We start from the raw sequence: 16,979 nt of genomic DNA on the forward strand, positions 1-16,979 counted from the left end.
CGCGCATACCGCACGGTATGATCGCTCCGCCATGGAGATGAATGCCACGTACAACAGTCTCGTCGCCGTCGGGGACAGCTTCACCGAGGGTATGTCGGACCTGAAGCCCGACGGTTCCTACCGGGGCTGGGCCGACGTCCTCGCGGGCCGGCTCGCCGCCCGCTCGCCCGGCTTCCGCTACGCCAACCTCGCCGTGCGCGGCAAGCTCATCGGACAGATCGTCGACGAGCAAGTCGACCTGGCCGCAGGCATGAAGGCCGATGTGGTGACCCTGGTCGGCGGGCTCAACGACACCCTGCGCCCCAAGGTCGACATGGTCCGCGTGCGGGACCTGCTCACCGAGGCAGTGGAACGCCTCACACCCTCCTGCGGGCAGCTGGTCCTCATGCGCAGCCCCGGCCGCAACGGCCCGGTCATGGAGCGCTTCCGGCCCCGCATGGAGGAGCTGTTCGCCCACATCGACGGGCTCGCCGCCGAGCACGGCGCCCTGGTCGTCGATCTGTACGGGGCGCCGTCGCTCGGCGACCCCCGGCTCTGGGACGTGGACCGGCTCCACCTGACGCCCGACGGGCACCGGCGGGTCGCCGAGGCCGTGTGGCAGACGCTCGGCCTGGCGCCGGAGGAGGACTGGCGCACGCCGCTGCCCCCGGCCGTACGGCCCGGCTGGGCGAGCCGCCGGGTCGCGGACGCCCGCTTCGCCCGGGAGCACCTGGGGCCCTGGATCGGACGGCGCCTGACCGGCCGCTCCTCGGGGGACGGCCGCGCACCCAAGCGTCCCGACCTCCTGCCGTACGAGCCCCCGGCGGGTGCGTAGCCCCGGCGCCCCCGTGCGCGTGACCTGCGTCTCGTAGCAAGCTCCACACCGGACCGTGGCGCTGGCCTGCAGAAACCACCAGTAAACTCTGTCCACGTGACTGCTGTGACTGCGAAGCCCCGCATCCCCAACGTTCTGGCCGGCCGCTACGCCTCCGCGGAGCTCGCCGTCCTCTGGTCCCCCGAGCAGAAGGTGAAGCTGGAGCGTCAGCTGTGGCTCGCCGTGCTCCGTGCGCAGAAGGACCTCGGGATCGAGGTTCCGGACGCCGCCCTCGCCGACTACGAGCGCGTTCTCGACCAGGTCGACCTCGGCTCCATCGCCGAGCGCGAGAAGGTCACCCGGCACGACGTGAAGGCCCGCATCGAGGAGTTCAACGCCCTCGCCGGCCACGAGCACGTCCACAAGGGCATGACCTCGCGCGACCTCACCGAGAACGTCGAGCAGCTGCAGATCCGGCTCTCCCTGGAGCTGATGCGGGACCGTACGGTCGCCGTCCTCGCCCGCCTCGGCAAGCTCTCCGCCGAGTACGCGGAGCTGGTCATGGCCGGCCGCTCGCACAACGTCGCCGCCCAGGCGACCACCCTCGGCAAGCGATTCGCGACGTCGGCGGACGAGCTGCTCGTGGCGTACGCCCGCCTGGAGGAGCTGCTCGGCCGCTACCCGCTGCGCGGCATCAAGGGCCCGGTCGGCACCGCGCAGGACATGCTGGACCTGCTCGGCGGCGACGCGGGCAAGCTCGCCGACCTGGAGCAGCGGATCGCCGGCCACCTCGGCTTCGCGCACGCCTTCACCTCGGTCGGCCAGGTCTACCCGCGCTCGCTCGACTACGACGTGGTCACCTCGCTGGTGCAGCTGGCCGCCGCGCCGTCCTCGATCGCCAAGACGATCCGCCTGATGGCGGGCCACGAGCTGGTCACCGAGGGCTTCAAGCCCGGCCAGGTCGGCTCCTCGGCGATGCCGCACAAGATGAACACCCGCTCCTGCGAGCGCGTCAACGGCCTCATGGTCATCCTGCGCGGCTACGCCTCGATGACCGGTGAGCTGGCGGGCGACCAGTGGAACGAGGGCGACGTGTCCTGCTCCGTGGTCCGCCGCGTCGCGCTGCCGGACGCGTTCTTCGCGCTGGACGGCCTCCTGGAGACCTTCCTCACCGTGCTCGACGAGTTCGGCGCCTTCCCGGCCGTCGTCGCCCGCGAGCTCGACCGCTACCTGCCGTTCCTGGCGACCACGAAGGTCCTCATGGGCGCCGTGCGCGCCGGCGTGGGCCGCGAGGTCGCCCACGAGGCCATCAAGGAGAACGCCGTCGCCTCCGCCCTCGCCATGCGCGAGCAGGGCGCCGAGCGCAACGAGCTCCTCGACAAGCTGGCCGCCGACGACCGGATCCCGCTGGACCGGGCGCAGCTCGACGAGCTGATGGCCGACAAGCTGTCCTTCACGGGCGCCGCCGCCGACCAGGTCGCGTCCGTGGTCTCCCGCATCGAGGAGATCCTCAAGCAACACCCGGAGGCCGCCGCGTACACCCCCGGGGCGATCCTCTGACCCGGACTCCCCGGTTCACCCAGGAGGAGCTGGAGGCCGCCCGCGACTGCGTCGTTCCCGACGTGGTCGCGGGCGGCCTCTCCGTGCTCTTCTGCGGGATCAACCCGGGTCTGATGACGGCGGCGACGGGCCACCACTTCGCCCGGCCGGGCAACCGCTTCTGGCCGGTGCTGCACCTGTCCGGGTTCACGCCGAGGCTGCTGCGGCCGGACGAGCAGGAGGAGCTCCTGACGTACGGGCTCGGCATCACAAACGTGGTGGCGCGGGCCACCGCGCGGGCCGACGAGCTGAGCCGCGAGGAGTACCGCGAGGGCGGACGGCTGCTCGTGGAGAAGGTGGAACGGCTCGCACCGCGCTGGCTCGCGGTGGTCGGCGTCACGGCGTACCGCACGGCCTTCGGCGAGCCGAAGGCGGCGATCGGGCCGCAGGAGCGGACGATCGGAGCGACCCGGATCTGGGCGCTGCCCAACCCGAGCGGTCTCAACGCGCACTGGACGGCGGCGACGATGGCGGAGGAGTTCGCCCGGCTGCGGGAGGCGGCGGAGGAGAGGTTCTAAGGCCAGGCGTCGCGGGGCGCACGGGAAGGTGACGACAGGCCCTGGGGCGGGTCGATCTCGGTGATCACGACGAGGAGCTCGTACGCCAGCTCCTTGTCGTGCTGGGAGACGCCGAGTCCTGTCCACCGTCCGTCCACCCGCCACAGCCGCAGGTCCGGCGTGTGGCCGCTGAGCGCGGCCCATGGCTCCGGCATCTCCTCGCCGTCCAGGGTCCGCTCCAGGACGTACCAGAGGCTCAGCACCTGTGGCGGGCCCCAGCGGGCGGTGAGCAGGGCGGCGAGCCCGTCCCGCTCCGCCTCGTACTGCTCCTCGACCAGCGGCCTGCGGGTGCCGTCGTCCTCCCAGAAGTCCTCGCTTCTCGCGAGCGTCCCGACGTGGAAGCCCGGACCGCTGTCGACGGGTCCGGACGGCTCCGGTCGCGCAGGGAAGGCGCGCGTCCGGAGTAAGTCGATCGTCGCCAGGTGCTGTGCCGTGGTCATGGGACCAGTAAAGCGGCCGCCACTGACAGTTGGCGTTCCGTCAGGAGGCGGGGCGGCGCCCCCGCGGTCGCGCCGCGGGGGCGGCACTCGCCGCATCCGGACCCATTGAGTACCATCCGCCTGAGAAGTGCACGAGCTGGGAGGACACACGGTGGGGCGGCTGACCGGCGGGGATCCGTCTCTGCTGCGGCGGATCAACTCCGCGGTGGTACTCCATGCCCTGCGGGGCGCCGACGCGCCCACGCTCACGGATCTGACCCGGATCACGGGCCTGTCGCGGCCCACGGTCGAGGGGGTCGTCGAGGGCCTCATGGAGGGCGGTCTCGTCGTCGAGTCGGCGCCCGAGGAGGGCGAGGCCCGTCGGCAGGGGCGTCCGGCCCGGAGGTTCCGCTTCCGTGCCGAGGCCGGTCATCTGCTCGGCATCGAGATCGGCCCGCACCGCGTGGCCGCCCTGCTCTCCGGCCTGGACGGGCGCATCATCGGCGCCGGGTCCCGCGAGGTGTCGGAGACGGCGCCCGAGGACGAGCGCCTGGACCGGGTCCGTACGGTCGTGGCCGACGTCCTGCGCAGGGCCGGGGTCGCCCGGTCCAACCTGCGGGCCGTCGGCGTCGGCACGCCCGGCATCGTGGAGGCCGACGGCACGGTGCGGCTCGGCACGGCGCTGCCCGGCTGGACGGGCCTCGCGCTCGGCGAGCGGCTGAGGCGCTCCTTCCGCTGCCCGGTGATCGTGGAGAACGACGCCAACGCGGCGGCCGTCGCGGAGCACTGGAAGGGTGCCGCGACCGACTCCGACGACATCGTCTTCGTCCTGGCCGGCCTGAGCCCCGGCGCCGGGTCGCTGATCGGCGGCCGGCTGCACCGCGGTTTCGGCGGGGCGGCCGGGGAGATCGGCGCCCTGCACCTGCTCGGCCGGGGCGTCACCCCCGAGCACCTGCTGTCGACGACGGACGAGCCGCTGCACCCGCTCGACGAGCAGGCGGTGGCGAAGGTCTTCGCGCTGGCCCGCGAGGGAGACGCGCGGGCGCAGGCGGCGGTGGAGCGGTTCATCCAGCGGCTCGTGCACGACGTGGCGGCCCTGGTCCTCGCCATCGACCCGGAGCTGGTGGTCGTGGGCGGCTGGGCGGCGGGTCTCGACGGGGTGCTCCAGCCGCTCCGCGAGGAGCTGGCGCGGTTCTGTCTGCGTCCGCCGCGGGTGGTGCTGTCCCTGCTCGGCGAGGCGGCGGTGGGCACGGGCGCCCTGCGGCTCGCGCTGGACCACGTCGAGGAGCAGCTGTTCGCCGTCGACGGCACGGTGACGGCCCGCCGCTAGGGCCTGTCGTCACCTTCCCGTCGTCGCCCGAAGGGCGGCCCTGCGGCGAGAGCGCGTGCCAGGCGTCGCGGGGCAGACGGGAAGGTGACGACAGGCCCTGGGAGTGGTCTCCCGGCGACGGGCCGCTGTCCGCGGGTGCGGGGGAGCCTACGAGGCCATCACCAGGTCGACCGAGTCGCCGAAGGTGAGGCGGCAGGTGTCGGCGCGGTAGGTGGCCACGGAGACGGCGGCGGTGCGCCCGGCGGAGAGATAGCGGGTCGTCACGACGAGGACGGGCGCGCCCGGCAGCCGGTCGAGCTCCTTGGCGTCGTCGGCGCGGGCGGAGCCGAGCTCCACGGAGCGGTCCTGGCCGTCGAGGGCGAGGTGCTGCAGTTCCCGGAGCACCGCGCGGGCGCGGGGGGGACCGGCGGGGGCGTCGATGGCGCTGAGGCCGGGGACGGAGCCGGCGGGCACGTAGAGCAGCTCCGCGGCGACCGGCTGGCCCTGGCTGATGCGGAGGCGGCGGACGACGTGCACCTGCTCGTCGGCGCCGGTCTCCAGGACGCGCGCGACGGCGGCCGGAGCCACGTCCGCTGCCGAGTCCTGGGGCTGCCAGGCGTCGTCGCCGACACCGGGCCAGGCGTGCTGGGTGGTGGAGACGTCGACGCCGACGCGCGGCGGGGCGACCGTGGTGCCGACGCCGCGGCGGCGCTGCAGGCGCCCTTCCAGCTCCAGCTGCTCCAGGGCCTGGCGGAGCGTGGCGCGGGCGACGCCGAAGCGTGCCGCGAGCTCGCGCTCGTTGGGCAGGATCTCGCCGACGGCGAAGTCCGAGTCGAGCGCTTCACCGATGACTGTCTTGAGGTGCTGGTACTTCGGCTCCGGTACCGATGCCAGCTGCGTGGTCCCCACCCTGATCCTCCGCAATTCGCCGTGTCCCGCGGCGTTTTTCCGCGCCCTTGTTTATTAAAGGTTCCTGCACTAACTCTGCGACCATAAGGCGAGCCACCCCCTTGGTCAAGACCAATCCTCCGTCGAACGCCCCTGAATGTGACCCTCTGACCTAGATCGTTCACAGGACGTTCGCGCCCCCGTGAGCCCCGCGCAGCAAAACGCCCCGCTTCCCGGGCGGGGAGGCGGGGCGAGATCGCGCCGAATGGCGTGATCACCGTCAGGCGTCGGCGGGGCCCCCGAGGCCCTGGAGCTTGTCGGGGTTGCGGATGATGTAGACGCACTGGACGCGTCCGTCGCGCGTCTCGACCTGGAAGACGGAGTCGGGCTTCCCGTCGGCGAGGACGAGTACGGCCGGGGCGCCGTTGAGCTCCAGGAAGCGCACCTCGTACAGGGCTTCCCCGCCCTGGGTGACGGCGGCGAGGAAGCGGCCGACCTTGTCGGCGCTCTCGATGATCCGCAGCGGCGCCTTGGACTTGCCGCCGCTGTCGCCGACGAGCCGCACGTCCGGCGCGAGGAGCGCGAGGAGCGCGCCGAGATCGCCGCCGGTGGCGGCGGAGAGGAAGTGCTCGGTGAGGTCGCGGCGCTCGGCCGGGTCGACGTCGTAGCGCGGTCTGCCCTCGTCGACGTGACGCCGGGCGCGTCCGGCGAGCTGGCGCACGGCCGCCTCGGAGCGGTCGAGGGCGGTGGCGATCTCCCCGAACGGGAAGCCGAAGGCCTCGCGCAGCACGAAGACGGCCCGCTCCAGCGGGGAGAGGGATTCGAGCACCACGAGGACGGCGAGCGAGACCGAGTCGGCGAGCAGCGCGCGCTCGGCGGTGTCGGGGGCGGCGGGGCCGAAGTCGGTGACGAGCGGTTCGGGGAGCCAGGGGCCGATGTAGGACTCGCGGCGCGCCTGAGCCTGGCGGAGCCGGTCGACGGCGAGCCGGGTGGTGATCCGTACGAGGAAGGCGCGGGGCTCGCGGACGGCGGCGCGGTCCGCGGCGGTCCAGCGCAGCCAGGCCTCCTGGACGACGTCCTCGGCGTCGGCGGTGCGGCCGAGCATCCGGTAGGCGACGCCGAGGAGCATCGGGCGGTGCTCCTCGAAGAGTTCGGTGAGGGTGTCGGTGTCGGTGGGCACGTGTCCATCCCAGCCCACGTCACCGGCTCTGTCCAGTTTCCGGCTCCCGTCTTGAACTCCTGGCTACCGAGCGGTAATTCTTACTGACGAGACGTCTAAAAGGTGGCACCCGCCGGTGTTCACGAAGCGCCGCACGAGGAACCGAGGAGCCCGCATGCCCGCACGGACCGCGTTCACGATCGAGACCCCGGCGGGTCCCCGCACCGCGTCCCTGACGTACGAGCGCCGGGGCGCGGGCGAGCCCCTGCTGCTGCTCCACGGCATCGGGCACCACTGGCAGGCCTGGGAACCCGTCCTGGACGTGCTCGCCGCCGAACGCGACGTGATCGCCGTCGACCTGCCCGGCTTCGGGGCCTCCGACGGGCTGCCGGAGGGCGTCCCGTACGACCTGTCCACGGTCGTCCCCGTGCTGGGCGCGTTCTGCCGGGCCGTCGGCCTCGACCGGCCGCACGTGGCGGGGAACTCGCTGGGCGGGCTGCTCGCCCTGGAGCTCGGCCGGGAGAAGCTGGTGCGCTCGGTCACCGCCCTCTCCCCCGCCGGCTTCTGGTCGGAGGGCGAGCGGCGGTACGCCTTCGGGACGCTGCGGGCCATGCGCGGCGCCGCCCTGTCGCTGCCCGTGCCGGTGATCGAACGCCTCTCGCGCACCGCCGCCGGGCGCACCGCCCTCACCAGCACCATCTACGCGCGGCCCGGCCGCCGGTCACCCGAGGCCGTCGTCGCCGAGACGCTCGCGCTGCGCGAGGCCACCGGCTTCCACCAGACCCTTGCCGCGGGCCGGACCGCCCTCTTCCGCGACGACGTCCCCGCGGTCCCCGTCACCGTCGCCTGGGGCACCCGCGACCGGCTGCTGCTGCGCCGGCAGGGCGTCCGCGCCAAGCACACCCTGCCCGCCGCCCGCCTGGTCCGGCTGCCCGGCTGCGGCCACGTGCCGATGAACGACGACCCGGCCCTGGTCGCGCGCGTGATCCTGGACGGCAGCCGCTGAACCCCGCCGCCGCGTGAAGAGGCCGGTGCCCAGGGCCGCGCCCGCGCCCACGAGGAGGCTGCCGGCCGCCTGCGGGAGACCGAAGGCGGCGCCCCCGACCAGGGCGGCGCTGAGCGCGGCGGCGACCGGGATGGCCCCGGTGTAGAGAGTGGCCCTCTCCATGCCGACGCGCTGGACTCCCATGTAGAAGAGGACGAACCCTACGACCGTGGCCAGGGCGGCCTGCCAGACCAGGGCGCCCGCCTCCACGGCCGTCGGCATCCGCACGAGCCCGGCGCCGTCCACCACCAGGCCCACGAGCGCCGCCTCGGCCGCGCCCACCCCGCACACGGCGGCCGTCAGCAGCTTCGGCCCGAGCAGCCGCAGGACCGGGACCGCGAGGACGGTGAAGCCCACCTCGCCCGCGAGCGCCGCCACCGACCAGCCGATCCCGGCCAGGTCCGTACGCCCCCAGCCCTGGACGGTGAAGGCTCCGGCGGCGACGAGCAGTGCACCGTACAGCACGGCGGGGGCGGGCCTGCGGCCCTCGGTCAGCGGGACCAGGACGGCGACGACGACCGGGGCGCAGCCGACCAGGACACCGGGGACGGCGGGCTCCGCGGTCCGTTCCGCGGCGAGCACGGCGAGGTTGAAGCCGACCATGCCGACCGCCGCGAGGGCCGCGAGCCGCAGCCAGTGTCGGGGGGTCAGGAGCCGCAGCGGGGCGAGCCCGCCGCGGCCGAGCAGGGGCAGGAGGAGCAGGCAGGCGGCGCCGTAGCGGAGCGCCTGACCACCCGCGTACGGGTAGGCGCCGAGCAGGCTGTTGGCGGTGAAGGAGGCGCCGACGAGGGCGTAGGCGAGGGTCACCAGGAGGACCCCGCGCAGGGCGTTCGCGTTCATGCCTCCGACGTTAGGAAGCGGGGCGGTCCGCGTTGAGGTCCACTTCCGTCACGTCATCGGGGACCACTTCGGGACGGCCGGAAGGGCGCCCGGCCCCGTACGTCGGGCCGGGCGCCCTTTCGTCGGGCCTACGCGTCAGGGCGCGGAGGGGCTGTTCGCCGCGGGCGTGCCGGCCAGGATCATCTCCTCCACCGCTTCGTACCGCAGGTGCTCGTCGGCCGGGTCACGTTCGCGGAGCACCGTGCCGAGCCAGCCCGCCAGGAAGCCCAGCGGGGCCGAGACGATGCCCGATGTCGTGAACGGGAACCAGTTGAAGTCCTCGTCCGGGAAGATCGCCTGGGGCGATCCGGACACCAGGTTGCTGCCGGTCATGAGGAGGAACGCGGAGGCGCTTCCCACGATGAGGGTGCAGAGAAGTCCCGTACGGGAGTAGCGGCGCCAGAAGAGGCTGTAGACGAGGGCCGGTGCGACCGCGGACGCGCCGATGCAGAACGACAGGGTGAGCAGTGCCTGAAGGTTCAGATGCCGCGCACCGGCGGCGATCGCGATCGCCGCGAACCCGACGCCCGCAGCGGCGGTCCGGGCGATGGCCATCTCCGTGGAACCCTTCAGTTGCGCCTTGCGGCGCAACCCGTGCGTGACGAGGTCGTGCGCCAGGGTGTTGGCACAGGCGAGGGTGATCCCGGCGACCGAGGCCAGCAGGGTGAGGAAGATGGCCGTCGACACGGCGGTGAACAGCAGCGTCTCCAAGGCCGTCTGGTCCGCGCCCATGATGGCCTGGCTGACCATGAGGAACGCCGTCTTGCCCTGCGGGTCGCCTTCGACGATCCCCTGGCGGCCGACGATCGCCGCCGCGCCGAAGCCGATGACGGCGATCAGCAGACAGGTCACGACGACGGTCGACACCGCCCAGGACATCGAGCGCCGCACGGCCGCCGCGCTGCGCGCGGTGAACATGCGCATGGTGATCTGAGGCAGCACCGCGGCGCCGAGCACGACCGTCAGCTGAGTGCTGATCATGTCGACTTCGTTGCCGCCGAACTGCAGACCAGGGGTGAGATAGGCGTCTCCCGCGCCGCTGCCGCGCTTGGCCGCGTCCAGCAGGGAGGGCAGGCTGAAGTCGAAGCGGTGGAGGATGAGCGCGGCGATCGCGAGGGACGCGCCGAACAGGGCGACGGTCTTGACGATCTGGATGAAGGCGGTGCCCTTCATGCCGCCGATCGCCGCGTACGCGATCATCAGCAGGCCCAGGAACACGATCGCCCCGGTCTTGAAGCCGTCGGAGTCGAAGCCGAGGACGACGGAGAGGAGATCGCCGGCGCCCGCGAGCTGGAAGACGACCAGGGGCAGCAGCGCGGTCAGGGTGACCGCAGCCGTGGTGATCCGCACGGCGGGGCCGGGGAGACGACGGGTGAGGACGTCGCCGATGGTGAACCGTCCGGCGTTGCGCAGCGGTTCGGCGAGCAGGAACATCATCAGGACCAGCGAGAGCGCGGTGCTCAGGGCGAGCGTGACGCCGTCGTAGCCGACGAGCGCGATGATGCCGATGGTGCCGAGCACGGTGCCGGCGGAGATGTAGTCGCCGGCGATCGCGAGGCCGCTCTGCACGGGGGAGAGCGAGCGGTAGCCGGTGTAGAAATCGCCCAGGTCGTCACGATCGGGGCCGGTCATCACGCACAGCAGCAGCGTGACGGTGATGACCGCGATGAACGCGATCAGCGACATGGTCTGGGCCTCGGAGCTGAAGCTGGTCATGCGCGCGCACCTCCGTTGGGCCATGCCGGACGTCCGGAGCGGCTCTGGCGTTCCGGACGGGGCGCGGCCGCCGCGGCCGTCTGCTCGGCGCGTTCGCGGATCGCCGCGGCGAGGGGGTCGACGCGGTGGCGCGCGATCCGCTCGTACAGCGCGATCGCAGCGAGCGCCACGGGCAGCTGGAGGAGCCCCAGGACCAGACCGGTGGTGAGACCACCGGTGATGCTGCCGGTCATCATCGAGGGGGCGTAGCCGGACAGGAGGAGGAAGACGCCGAAGTAGCCGAGCGCGGTGAAGGTGGCGACGCGGCGGAGGCGGCGGTAGGCGGATCCGAGCCGGTGCAGATCATCACGATCGCCGGTGGCGGCGGGCGGCTGCGGCTGCGGCTGCGGCTGCGGGGACGCGCTCCAGGGCTGCTGCGCGGAGTCCCGGCCCTGCGGCGAGGAGTCCCACGCTCGCGGGGACGAGTCCCAGTCCGCCTGTGGATCGGTGCCCCAGGACGGCGATCCACCCTCCCAGGACTGCGACGCCGCCTCATGGCGGTGCCGCCCGGCATTCTGGTGCTGGGGTACGGGGGGTGGGCCGGGGAAAGGCTGGTGGTACGACATCGATCTTGCTCCTTGCCGCCCCGGGGAACGGGCGGGTGGCGCTGGTGGTCCGCGTACGTTACTCATCGGTACAGCTCCCGCGTAAGGGGATTCCGACCGATCGGTATGTCGGTTCGGTGACGATCCTGTGCGCGTCGCGACGAAACCGGTGGAAACCCCGTCGTGGATCTTTCCGCAGGTCACGGGTGAGTCTCGGGCCACCCCTGGGGCCGGGCGGGCTGCTCGGCACGGCCGGGCCGGCGAATGCGCCGGGCGGGCCGCTCGACACGGCGGGGCCGGCGAATGCGCCGGGCGGGCCGGTGATGTGGTGCGGTCCCGCACCCCGGCCCTCACCCGCCCGGTGCGGGGCGGGTCCGGGAGCGGAAGGTGCGGCGGTATGTGTCCGGGGGCACGCCGACCGTGCGGTGGAAGTGCCGGCGGAGGGTCGTGGCCGTGCCCATGCCTGTCGCCTCGGCGATGGCGTCGACGCTGTCGTCGGTGGCCTCCAGGAGCTCCTGGGCGCGGCGGATCCGCTGGGTGAGCAGCCATTGCAGCGGGGTGGTGCCGGTCGCCGCCCGGAAGTGGCGGCCGAGGTGGCGCGAGCTCATCCGGGCCCGGCGGGCCAGGTCCTCCACGGTCAGCGGCTCGCCGAGCCGTTCGACGGCCCAGGGCAGCAGCTCGGTGAGCGGGTGGTCCTCGCGGACGGGCACGGGGGCGGTGACGAACTGGGCCTGGCCGCCGTCGCGGTGCGGCGGCACGACCAGGCGGCGGGCGACCGTGTTGGCGACCGCCGAGCCGTGGTCGAGACGGACGAGGTGCAGGCAGAGGTCCATCGCGGCGGCCTTGCCGGCGGAGGTGAGCACCTGGCCGTTGTCGACGTAGAGGACGTCGGGATCGACCTCCACCCGGGGGTAGCGCGCGGCGAGCGCCTCGGTGTGCGCCCAGTGCGTGGTGGCGCGCCGGCCGTCGAGGAGGCCGGCGGCGGCCAGGACGAACGCTCCCGTGCAGAGGGATGCCACGCGCGCGCCCGCCTCGTGGGCCGCGCGGACCGCGTCGACCAGGTCGGCGGGCGGTTCCGCGTCGACGTCGGCCCAGCCGGGGACGATCACCGTGTCCGCGTACCGGAGCCGGTCGAGCCCGTGGTCGGGTTCGAGGCGGAACCGCTCGACGCGCGCGGGGCCGGGGCCGCAGAGGGTCACGTCGTACCAGGGGACGTCCACGGCGTCCGGGGCGGAGCCGAACACCTCGTGCGCGAGGGAGAGTTCGAAGTGCAGCATGCCGTCGGTGACGGCCAGTGCGAGCGTACGCATGTCCGTAATTGTACGGGGGATGTCGTTCCGGACACTCGCGGGCCGCTCCACCGGCCGCCAGGATGGAGGTAGTTCAACATTCGACAACCGGGCGCCTTCGGTGACCGGGAACGGCGGGAGAAGTCATGGGATCGGGTCAGAAGGTCGTGGTGTTCGGCGCCTACGGTCACACCGGGCGCTTCGTGGTGGCGGAGCTCCTCGACCGGGGCTTCACGCCGGTGCTCTCCGGCCGCGACGCCGACAGGCTGGGCACACTCGCCACGCGTCACGAGGGGCTCGCCGTCCGCCCGGCGTCGGCCGACGACCCGGCCTCGCTCGACCGCGCGCTCGACGGCGCCGCGGCCGTGATCAACTGCGCCGGGCCGTTCGCCGTGACCGGCGCGCCCGTGATCGAGGCCGCCCTGCGCGCCGGGATCCCGTACGTGGACGTGGCGGCCGAGATCGAGGCCAACGCCGACACGTTCGCGCGCTTCGCGGACCGGGCCCGCGCCGCGGGAACGGCGATCGTCCCCGCGATGGCCTTCTACGGCGGCCTCGGGGACCTCCTCGCCACCACGGCCATGGGCGACTGGACGGCGGCCGACGAGGTGCACGTCGCGTACGGGCTGAGCAGCTGGCACCCCACGGCGGGGACCCTCGCGGCGGGCAAGGTCTCCCGGGAACGGCGGGACGGCCGGCACGTCCGCTACGCCGGCGGCCGGCTGGAGTACCACGACGACGCCTTCTCCGTCGTGGAGTGGCACTTCCCCGCGCCCCTGGGGCCCCGGCCCGTCATCGGCGAGTTCACGATGGCCGACGTCGTGACCGTGCCCAGCCATCTGAAGGTTCCCGAGGTGCGCACGTACATGGCCGTCGACGCGGCCCGGGACCTGTCGGCTCCGGACGCGGCGGCACCGACCGCCGTCGACGCGCGCGGCCGGTCGGCGCAGACCTTCCTCGTGGACGTCGTCGTGCGCTCCGGCGGCACGGAACGCCGGGCCGTCGCCACCGGACAGGACATCTACGCGGTCACCGCACCGCTCGCGGTGGAGGCGGTCCACCGGATCCTCACGGGCCGGACCCGCACGACGGGCGTCGCCTCGGCCGGCGCGATGTTCGACGCGCCGGACTTCCTCCGCGCCCTGTCGGGGCACCTGTCCCTGGACGTGCGGCACGAACCCGCGGACGGGCTCGGCATCATGGACGCCGAACGGGACTGACCGACGCGCTTCCCGTACGGGACCGACCGACGCACTTCCCTTACGGGGACGGCTCGACGCGCCTCCCGTGCGGGGACGGCTCGACGCACGTCCCGCACGGGAGCGGCCGGCGAACTCCCGTACCGGCGGCGCGAGAAGGGCCAGGTGACATGACGAGTCAGGGGCAGGCGGCCTGGGAGCTGCTTCTGCCGGCCGCCGGTGCTCCGGCGCGGCGGCGCGGACGGGCGTTGCAGGAGGCCTTGCGGGAGGCGGTGCGCGCGGGGCGGCTCGCGGCCGGGACGCGGCTGCCGTCGACCCGCGCGCTCGCGGCCGACCTCGGGGTCTCGCGGGGGCTCGTCACCGAGGCGTACGAGCAGCTGACGGCCGAGGGGTACCTGCGCAGCGACCGGGGTGCCGGGACCTGGGTGAGCGGCGCGGCCCGGGCCGCCGTGCGCGGGGCCCGTGACCTGGCCGCCGGGGCGCCCGGGGTGCGGGTGGACTTCCGGCCGGGGACCCCCGACCTGTCGCTGTTCCCGCGGAGCGCGTGGGCGGCGGTGCAGCGGTCCGTGCTCGCGCGGCTCCCCCACCCGGCGCTCGGCTACCCGGACCCGCGCGGGCTGCCCGCGCTGCGCGAGGCGCTCGCCGCGATGCTGGCCCGGCGGCGGGGCGTGGTCGCGGATCCCGAGCGGCTCGTGGTCTGTTCGGGCGTGGCCCAGGCGTCGACGCTGCTCGGATTCGTGCTGCACGCGCGCGGGCTGCGCCAGGTCGGGATCGAGGACCCCGGCAGCCCGGAGCACGGGCGGCTGTTCGCCTCGACCGGCTTGGAGACGGTGTGGCTGCCGCTGGACGAGGAAGGGCTCCGTCCGGAGCCGCTCGCCGGCTCCGGGGTGCGGGCGGTGGTCGTGACGCCCTCGCACCAGTTCCCGTCGGGCATCAGCTGGTCGGCGGCGCGCCGCGCCGCGCTCCTGGACTGGGCGCGCACGGTGGACGGTTACGTCCTGGAGGACGACTACGACGGCGACTTCCGCTACGACCGGGCGCCCGTCGGCGCGCTCCAGGGCCTCGACCCGGAGCGGGTCGTGTACGCCGGTTCGGTCAGCAAGTCACTGGCCCCGGGGATGCGGCTCGGCTGGATGCTGGTGCCGGAGGCGCTGCTCGGCGAGGTCGTCGAACGCAAGCGGACGATGGACCTCGGAAATCCCGTACTCGACCAGGCCGTCCTCGCGGAGTTCGTGACGCGGGGCGGCTACGACCGGCAGCTGCGCCGCTGCCAACGCGCCTACCGGGAGCGGCGGGACGCACTGCTCGCCGCGCTCGCGGAGCACCTGCCCGGCACCCGGGTGAGCGGGATCGCGGCCGGACTCCACGTCATCGCGCGCGTACCGTCGAGGTTCGGGCCGCCGGAGCGGTTCCTGGCGCGGGCGGCGGAGGCCGGGGTGGCCCTGCGGCCGCTGGAGGAGTACGGCACCGCGCGGCCGGAGGACGGTGACGTGCGGCTCGTCATCGGGTACGCGCACCTGACGCCCTCGGCCGTCACGACGGGGATCCGGCTCGCGGCGGAGGCGCTCGGCCGGGAGTGACGCGAGGCCGGGAGGGACGCGAGGCAGGAGGCGGCGCGAGGTCGGGGGCGGCGCGCGGCCGGGGGCGGCGATCTGTTCACGCGGGGTTCGCGCGGGCGCCGCACCCGGCCGCTAGGCATGGGGCGGCGCACCCGGCCGTCAGGTTCGGGCGGCGCACCGACCACGACCTGAACGACCCGACCCCGGAGGTCCCTTCATGTCCCTTCCCGTGCCCGGCTCCAGCCCCTCCCCCGCGCGGCGCAGTGTCCTCCGCGGCTCCCTGGCCGCGTCGGCGGCGCTCACCCTCGGCGGCACCGGCCTCGCCGCACCGGCGTTCGCGCTCTCGGGGCGGCCCCGGGCCGAGTGGGGCGTGCAGGCGGGTGACGTCACGGCCTCCTCCGGACTGGTGTGGGTACGCGCGGACCGGCCGGCGCGGATGCTCGTCGAGACCTCGGCGACCGAGTCCTTCCGTCACGCGCGCCGCCACCTCGGGCCGCTGATCGGCCCGGGCACCGACTTCACCGGCACCACCGCCCTGCGCGGCCTGCCCTCGGGCGAGCAGATCCACTACCGGGTCACGCTCGTCGACCCGGACGATCCGCGCCGGACGGGCGAGCCGGTGTCCGGCACCTTCCGTACGGCCCCTGACCGGCGCCGGGACGGCGTCCGCTTCCTGTGGTCCGGGGACATCGCGGGGCAGGGCTGGGGCATCAACCCGGACATCGGGGGCTTCCGCGCGTACGAGGAGATGCGCCGGCTCGACCCGGACTTCTTCCTGTGCAGCGGCGACACGATCTACGCCGACGGGGTCATCCAGCCGAGCGTGACCCTGCCGGACGGGCGGATCTGGCGGAACGTCACGACGCCGGAGAAGGCGAAGGTCGCCGAGACCCTCGACGAGTACCGGGGCAACTTCCGCTACAACCTCCTCGACCACAACGTCCGCGCGTTCAACGCGCAGGTGCCGTCGGTGGTGCAGTGGGACGACCACGAGGTGCGGAACAACTGGTACCCGGGGCAGATCCTGGACGACCCCCGCTACACGGAGAAGGACGTGGACGTCCTCGCGGCCCGCGCCTCGCGCGCGTTCGGCGAGTACTTCCCGGTCTCCACGCTCCACGCGCGCGGTGACGGGCACGGGGAGCGGCGCGAGCAGCGGATGCACCGGGTCGTGCGGTACGGGCCGTTGCTCGACGTGTTCGTGCTCGACATGCGCTCGTACCGGAACGCCAACTCGCCCGGCCGGCAGGCCGACGACACCACCGGCATCCTCGGCGCCGAGCAGCTCGCGTGGCTGAAGCGGGAGCTGGCCGCGTCCCGGGCGGTGTGGAAGGTCCTCGCGGCGGACATGCCGATCGGTCTGGTCGTCCCGGACGGCGCCGCGAACTTCGAGGCGATCGCGCAGGGCGACCCGGGTGCGCCGCTGGGCCGGGAGCTCCAGATCGCGGAGCTGCTGCGGTTCGTGAAGCACCGGCGGATCACCGGCACGGTGTGGCTGACGGCGGACGTCCACTACACCTCGGCGCAGCACTACGCGCCGGAGCGGGCCGCCTTCCAGGACTTCGCCCCGTTCTGGGAGTTCGTGTCCGGGCCGCTCGCGGCGGGCGGGTTCCCGGCGAACGCGCTGGACGCGACCTTCGGTCCGGAGCGGGTGTTCGTGCGGGCGCCGGAGCGGGCGAACCTGTCGCCGATGGAGAGCCCGCAGTACTTCGGCGAGGTCGACATCGACGGGCACAGCGGCGAGCTGACGGTACGGCTCCGCGCCGAGGGCGGGACGGTGCTGTTCAGCAAGGTGCTCCAGCCTGGCCGGGTCGGGCAGTAGCCGCCGGTCGGGTGAGTGTCAGTGGGGGCGCCTAACGTCGTTTCCGTGACGCGATCCGTGCGGGTGGTCTCCGTCCGCCCTTCCGCGCCTGGGCCCACGGGCTCCGGCGCGGAGGGTCGGGCTCTGTACGGGGGGCGCCGGACGGTGTGGGGAACGGGACGG

At 73.8% G+C, this 16,979-nt stretch carries 14 protein-coding genes and 1 pseudogene; 8 read left to right on the forward strand and 7 right to left on the reverse strand.

Annotation, left to right across the window (positions count from 1 at the left end; translation table 11 throughout):
- Positions 1 to 31 precede the first annotated feature (31 nt).
- The 3 genes from ACN9MM_RS06425 to mug all read left to right on the forward strand — a co-directional run bounded on the left by ACN9MM_RS06425 (position 32) and on the right by mug (position 2,910).
- On the forward strand, positions 32 to 814 hold the full coding sequence (locus ACN9MM_RS06425; RefSeq protein ID WP_426362731.1) for an SGNH/GDSL hydrolase family protein: 783 nt from the start codon (positions 32 to 34) through the stop codon (positions 812 to 814).
- A 96-nt stretch (positions 815 to 910) separates the two neighbouring features.
- Complete coding sequence (purB, locus tag ACN9MM_RS06430) at positions 911 to 2,353, forward strand: adenylosuccinate lyase (protein WP_382860501.1); 1,443 nt, start codon at positions 911 to 913, stop codon at positions 2,351 to 2,353.
- Between the two features lie 62 nt (positions 2,354 to 2,415).
- A complete protein-coding gene (gene mug / locus ACN9MM_RS06435; RefSeq protein ID WP_426362732.1) occupies positions 2,416 to 2,910 on the forward strand; it encodes a G/U mismatch-specific DNA glycosylase in 495 nt (164 codons plus the stop codon).
- On the opposite strand, the gene ACN9MM_RS06440 is transcribed toward mug, so the two are convergent.
- Positions 2,907 to 3,389: a hypothetical protein gene (locus ACN9MM_RS06440; RefSeq protein WP_426362733.1), complete on the reverse strand. Its 483-nt coding sequence runs from the start codon at positions 3,387 to 3,389 to the stop codon at positions 2,907 to 2,909. The genes mug and ACN9MM_RS06440 overlap by 4 nt on opposite strands.
- A 151-nt stretch (positions 3,390 to 3,540) precedes the next feature.
- Here ACN9MM_RS06440 and ACN9MM_RS06445 point away from each other — a divergent pair, with 151 nt between their 5' ends.
- The gene (locus tag ACN9MM_RS06445; RefSeq protein WP_382871725.1) at positions 3,541 to 4,698 is read left to right on the forward strand and encodes an ROK family transcriptional regulator; all 1,158 of its coding nucleotides are present in this window, start codon (positions 3,541 to 3,543) and stop codon (positions 4,696 to 4,698) included.
- Between the two features lie 147 nt (positions 4,699 to 4,845).
- Here ACN9MM_RS06445 and ACN9MM_RS06450 read toward each other — a convergent pair whose 3' ends face one another.
- Together ACN9MM_RS06450 and ACN9MM_RS06455 are read right to left on the reverse strand one after the other, a co-directional pair.
- Positions 4,846 to 5,586 (reverse strand): GntR family transcriptional regulator, encoded by a 741-nt coding sequence (locus ACN9MM_RS06450; protein ID WP_426362734.1) that lies wholly within the window; start codon positions 5,584 to 5,586, stop codon positions 4,846 to 4,848.
- A gap of 259 nt (positions 5,587 to 5,845) precedes the next feature.
- A complete protein-coding gene (locus tag ACN9MM_RS06455) occupies positions 5,846 to 6,745 on the reverse strand; it encodes an RNA polymerase sigma-70 factor (protein ID WP_426362735.1) in 900 nt (299 codons plus the stop codon).
- 154 nt (positions 6,746 to 6,899) lie between these two features.
- On the opposite strand from ACN9MM_RS06455, the gene ACN9MM_RS06460 reads away from it, so the two are divergent.
- Positions 6,900 to 7,730: an alpha/beta fold hydrolase gene (locus ACN9MM_RS06460; protein ID WP_426362736.1), complete on the forward strand. Its 831-nt coding sequence runs from the start codon at positions 6,900 to 6,902 to the stop codon at positions 7,728 to 7,730.
- Positions 7,731 to 7,772: 42 nt separating this feature from the next.
- Here ACN9MM_RS06460 and ACN9MM_RS06465 read toward each other — a convergent pair.
- The 4 genes and pseudogenes from ACN9MM_RS06465 to ACN9MM_RS06480 form a co-directional block, all read right to left on the reverse strand.
- Positions 7,773 to 8,609: pseudogene (locus tag ACN9MM_RS06465) on the reverse strand (EamA family transporter); the annotation flags it as partial.
- 135 nt (positions 8,610 to 8,744) lie between these two features.
- Positions 8,745 to 10,364 (reverse strand): cation acetate symporter, encoded by a 1,620-nt coding sequence (locus tag ACN9MM_RS06470; RefSeq protein WP_426362737.1) that lies wholly within the window; start codon positions 10,362 to 10,364, stop codon positions 8,745 to 8,747.
- Positions 10,361 to 10,969, reverse strand: a complete 609-nt coding sequence (locus ACN9MM_RS06475) for a DUF485 domain-containing protein (protein WP_426362738.1) — start codon at positions 10,967 to 10,969, stop codon at positions 10,361 to 10,363. Before ACN9MM_RS06475 ends, ACN9MM_RS06470 begins: the two co-directional genes overlap by 4 nt.
- A gap of 329 nt (positions 10,970 to 11,298) precedes the next feature.
- Entirely contained in the window at positions 11,299 to 12,258 is a 960-nt protein-coding gene (locus tag ACN9MM_RS06480) for a helix-turn-helix domain-containing protein (RefSeq protein ID WP_426362739.1), read from the reverse strand.
- A 125-nt stretch (positions 12,259 to 12,383) separates the two neighbouring features.
- On the opposite strand from ACN9MM_RS06480, the gene ACN9MM_RS06485 reads away from it, so the two are divergent.
- From ACN9MM_RS06485 to ACN9MM_RS06495, 3 genes are all read left to right on the forward strand, one after another.
- On the forward strand, positions 12,384 to 13,457 hold the full coding sequence (locus ACN9MM_RS06485) for a saccharopine dehydrogenase family protein (RefSeq protein ID WP_426362740.1): 1,074 nt from the start codon (positions 12,384 to 12,386) through the stop codon (positions 13,455 to 13,457).
- Between the two features lie 149 nt (positions 13,458 to 13,606).
- The gene (locus tag ACN9MM_RS06490; RefSeq protein ID WP_426362741.1) at positions 13,607 to 15,016 is read left to right on the forward strand and encodes a PLP-dependent aminotransferase family protein; all 1,410 of its coding nucleotides are present in this window, start codon (positions 13,607 to 13,609) and stop codon (positions 15,014 to 15,016) included.
- A gap of 196 nt (positions 15,017 to 15,212) precedes the next feature.
- Positions 15,213 to 16,817 (forward strand): alkaline phosphatase D family protein, encoded by a 1,605-nt coding sequence (locus ACN9MM_RS06495; RefSeq protein ID WP_426362742.1) that lies wholly within the window; start codon positions 15,213 to 15,215, stop codon positions 16,815 to 16,817.
- Positions 16,818 to 16,979 lie beyond the last annotated feature (162 nt).

It is taken from the genome of Streptomyces sp. E-08, assembly GCF_049913095.1.
Lineage (GTDB): Bacteria > Actinomycetota > Actinomycetes > Streptomycetales > Streptomycetaceae > Streptomyces.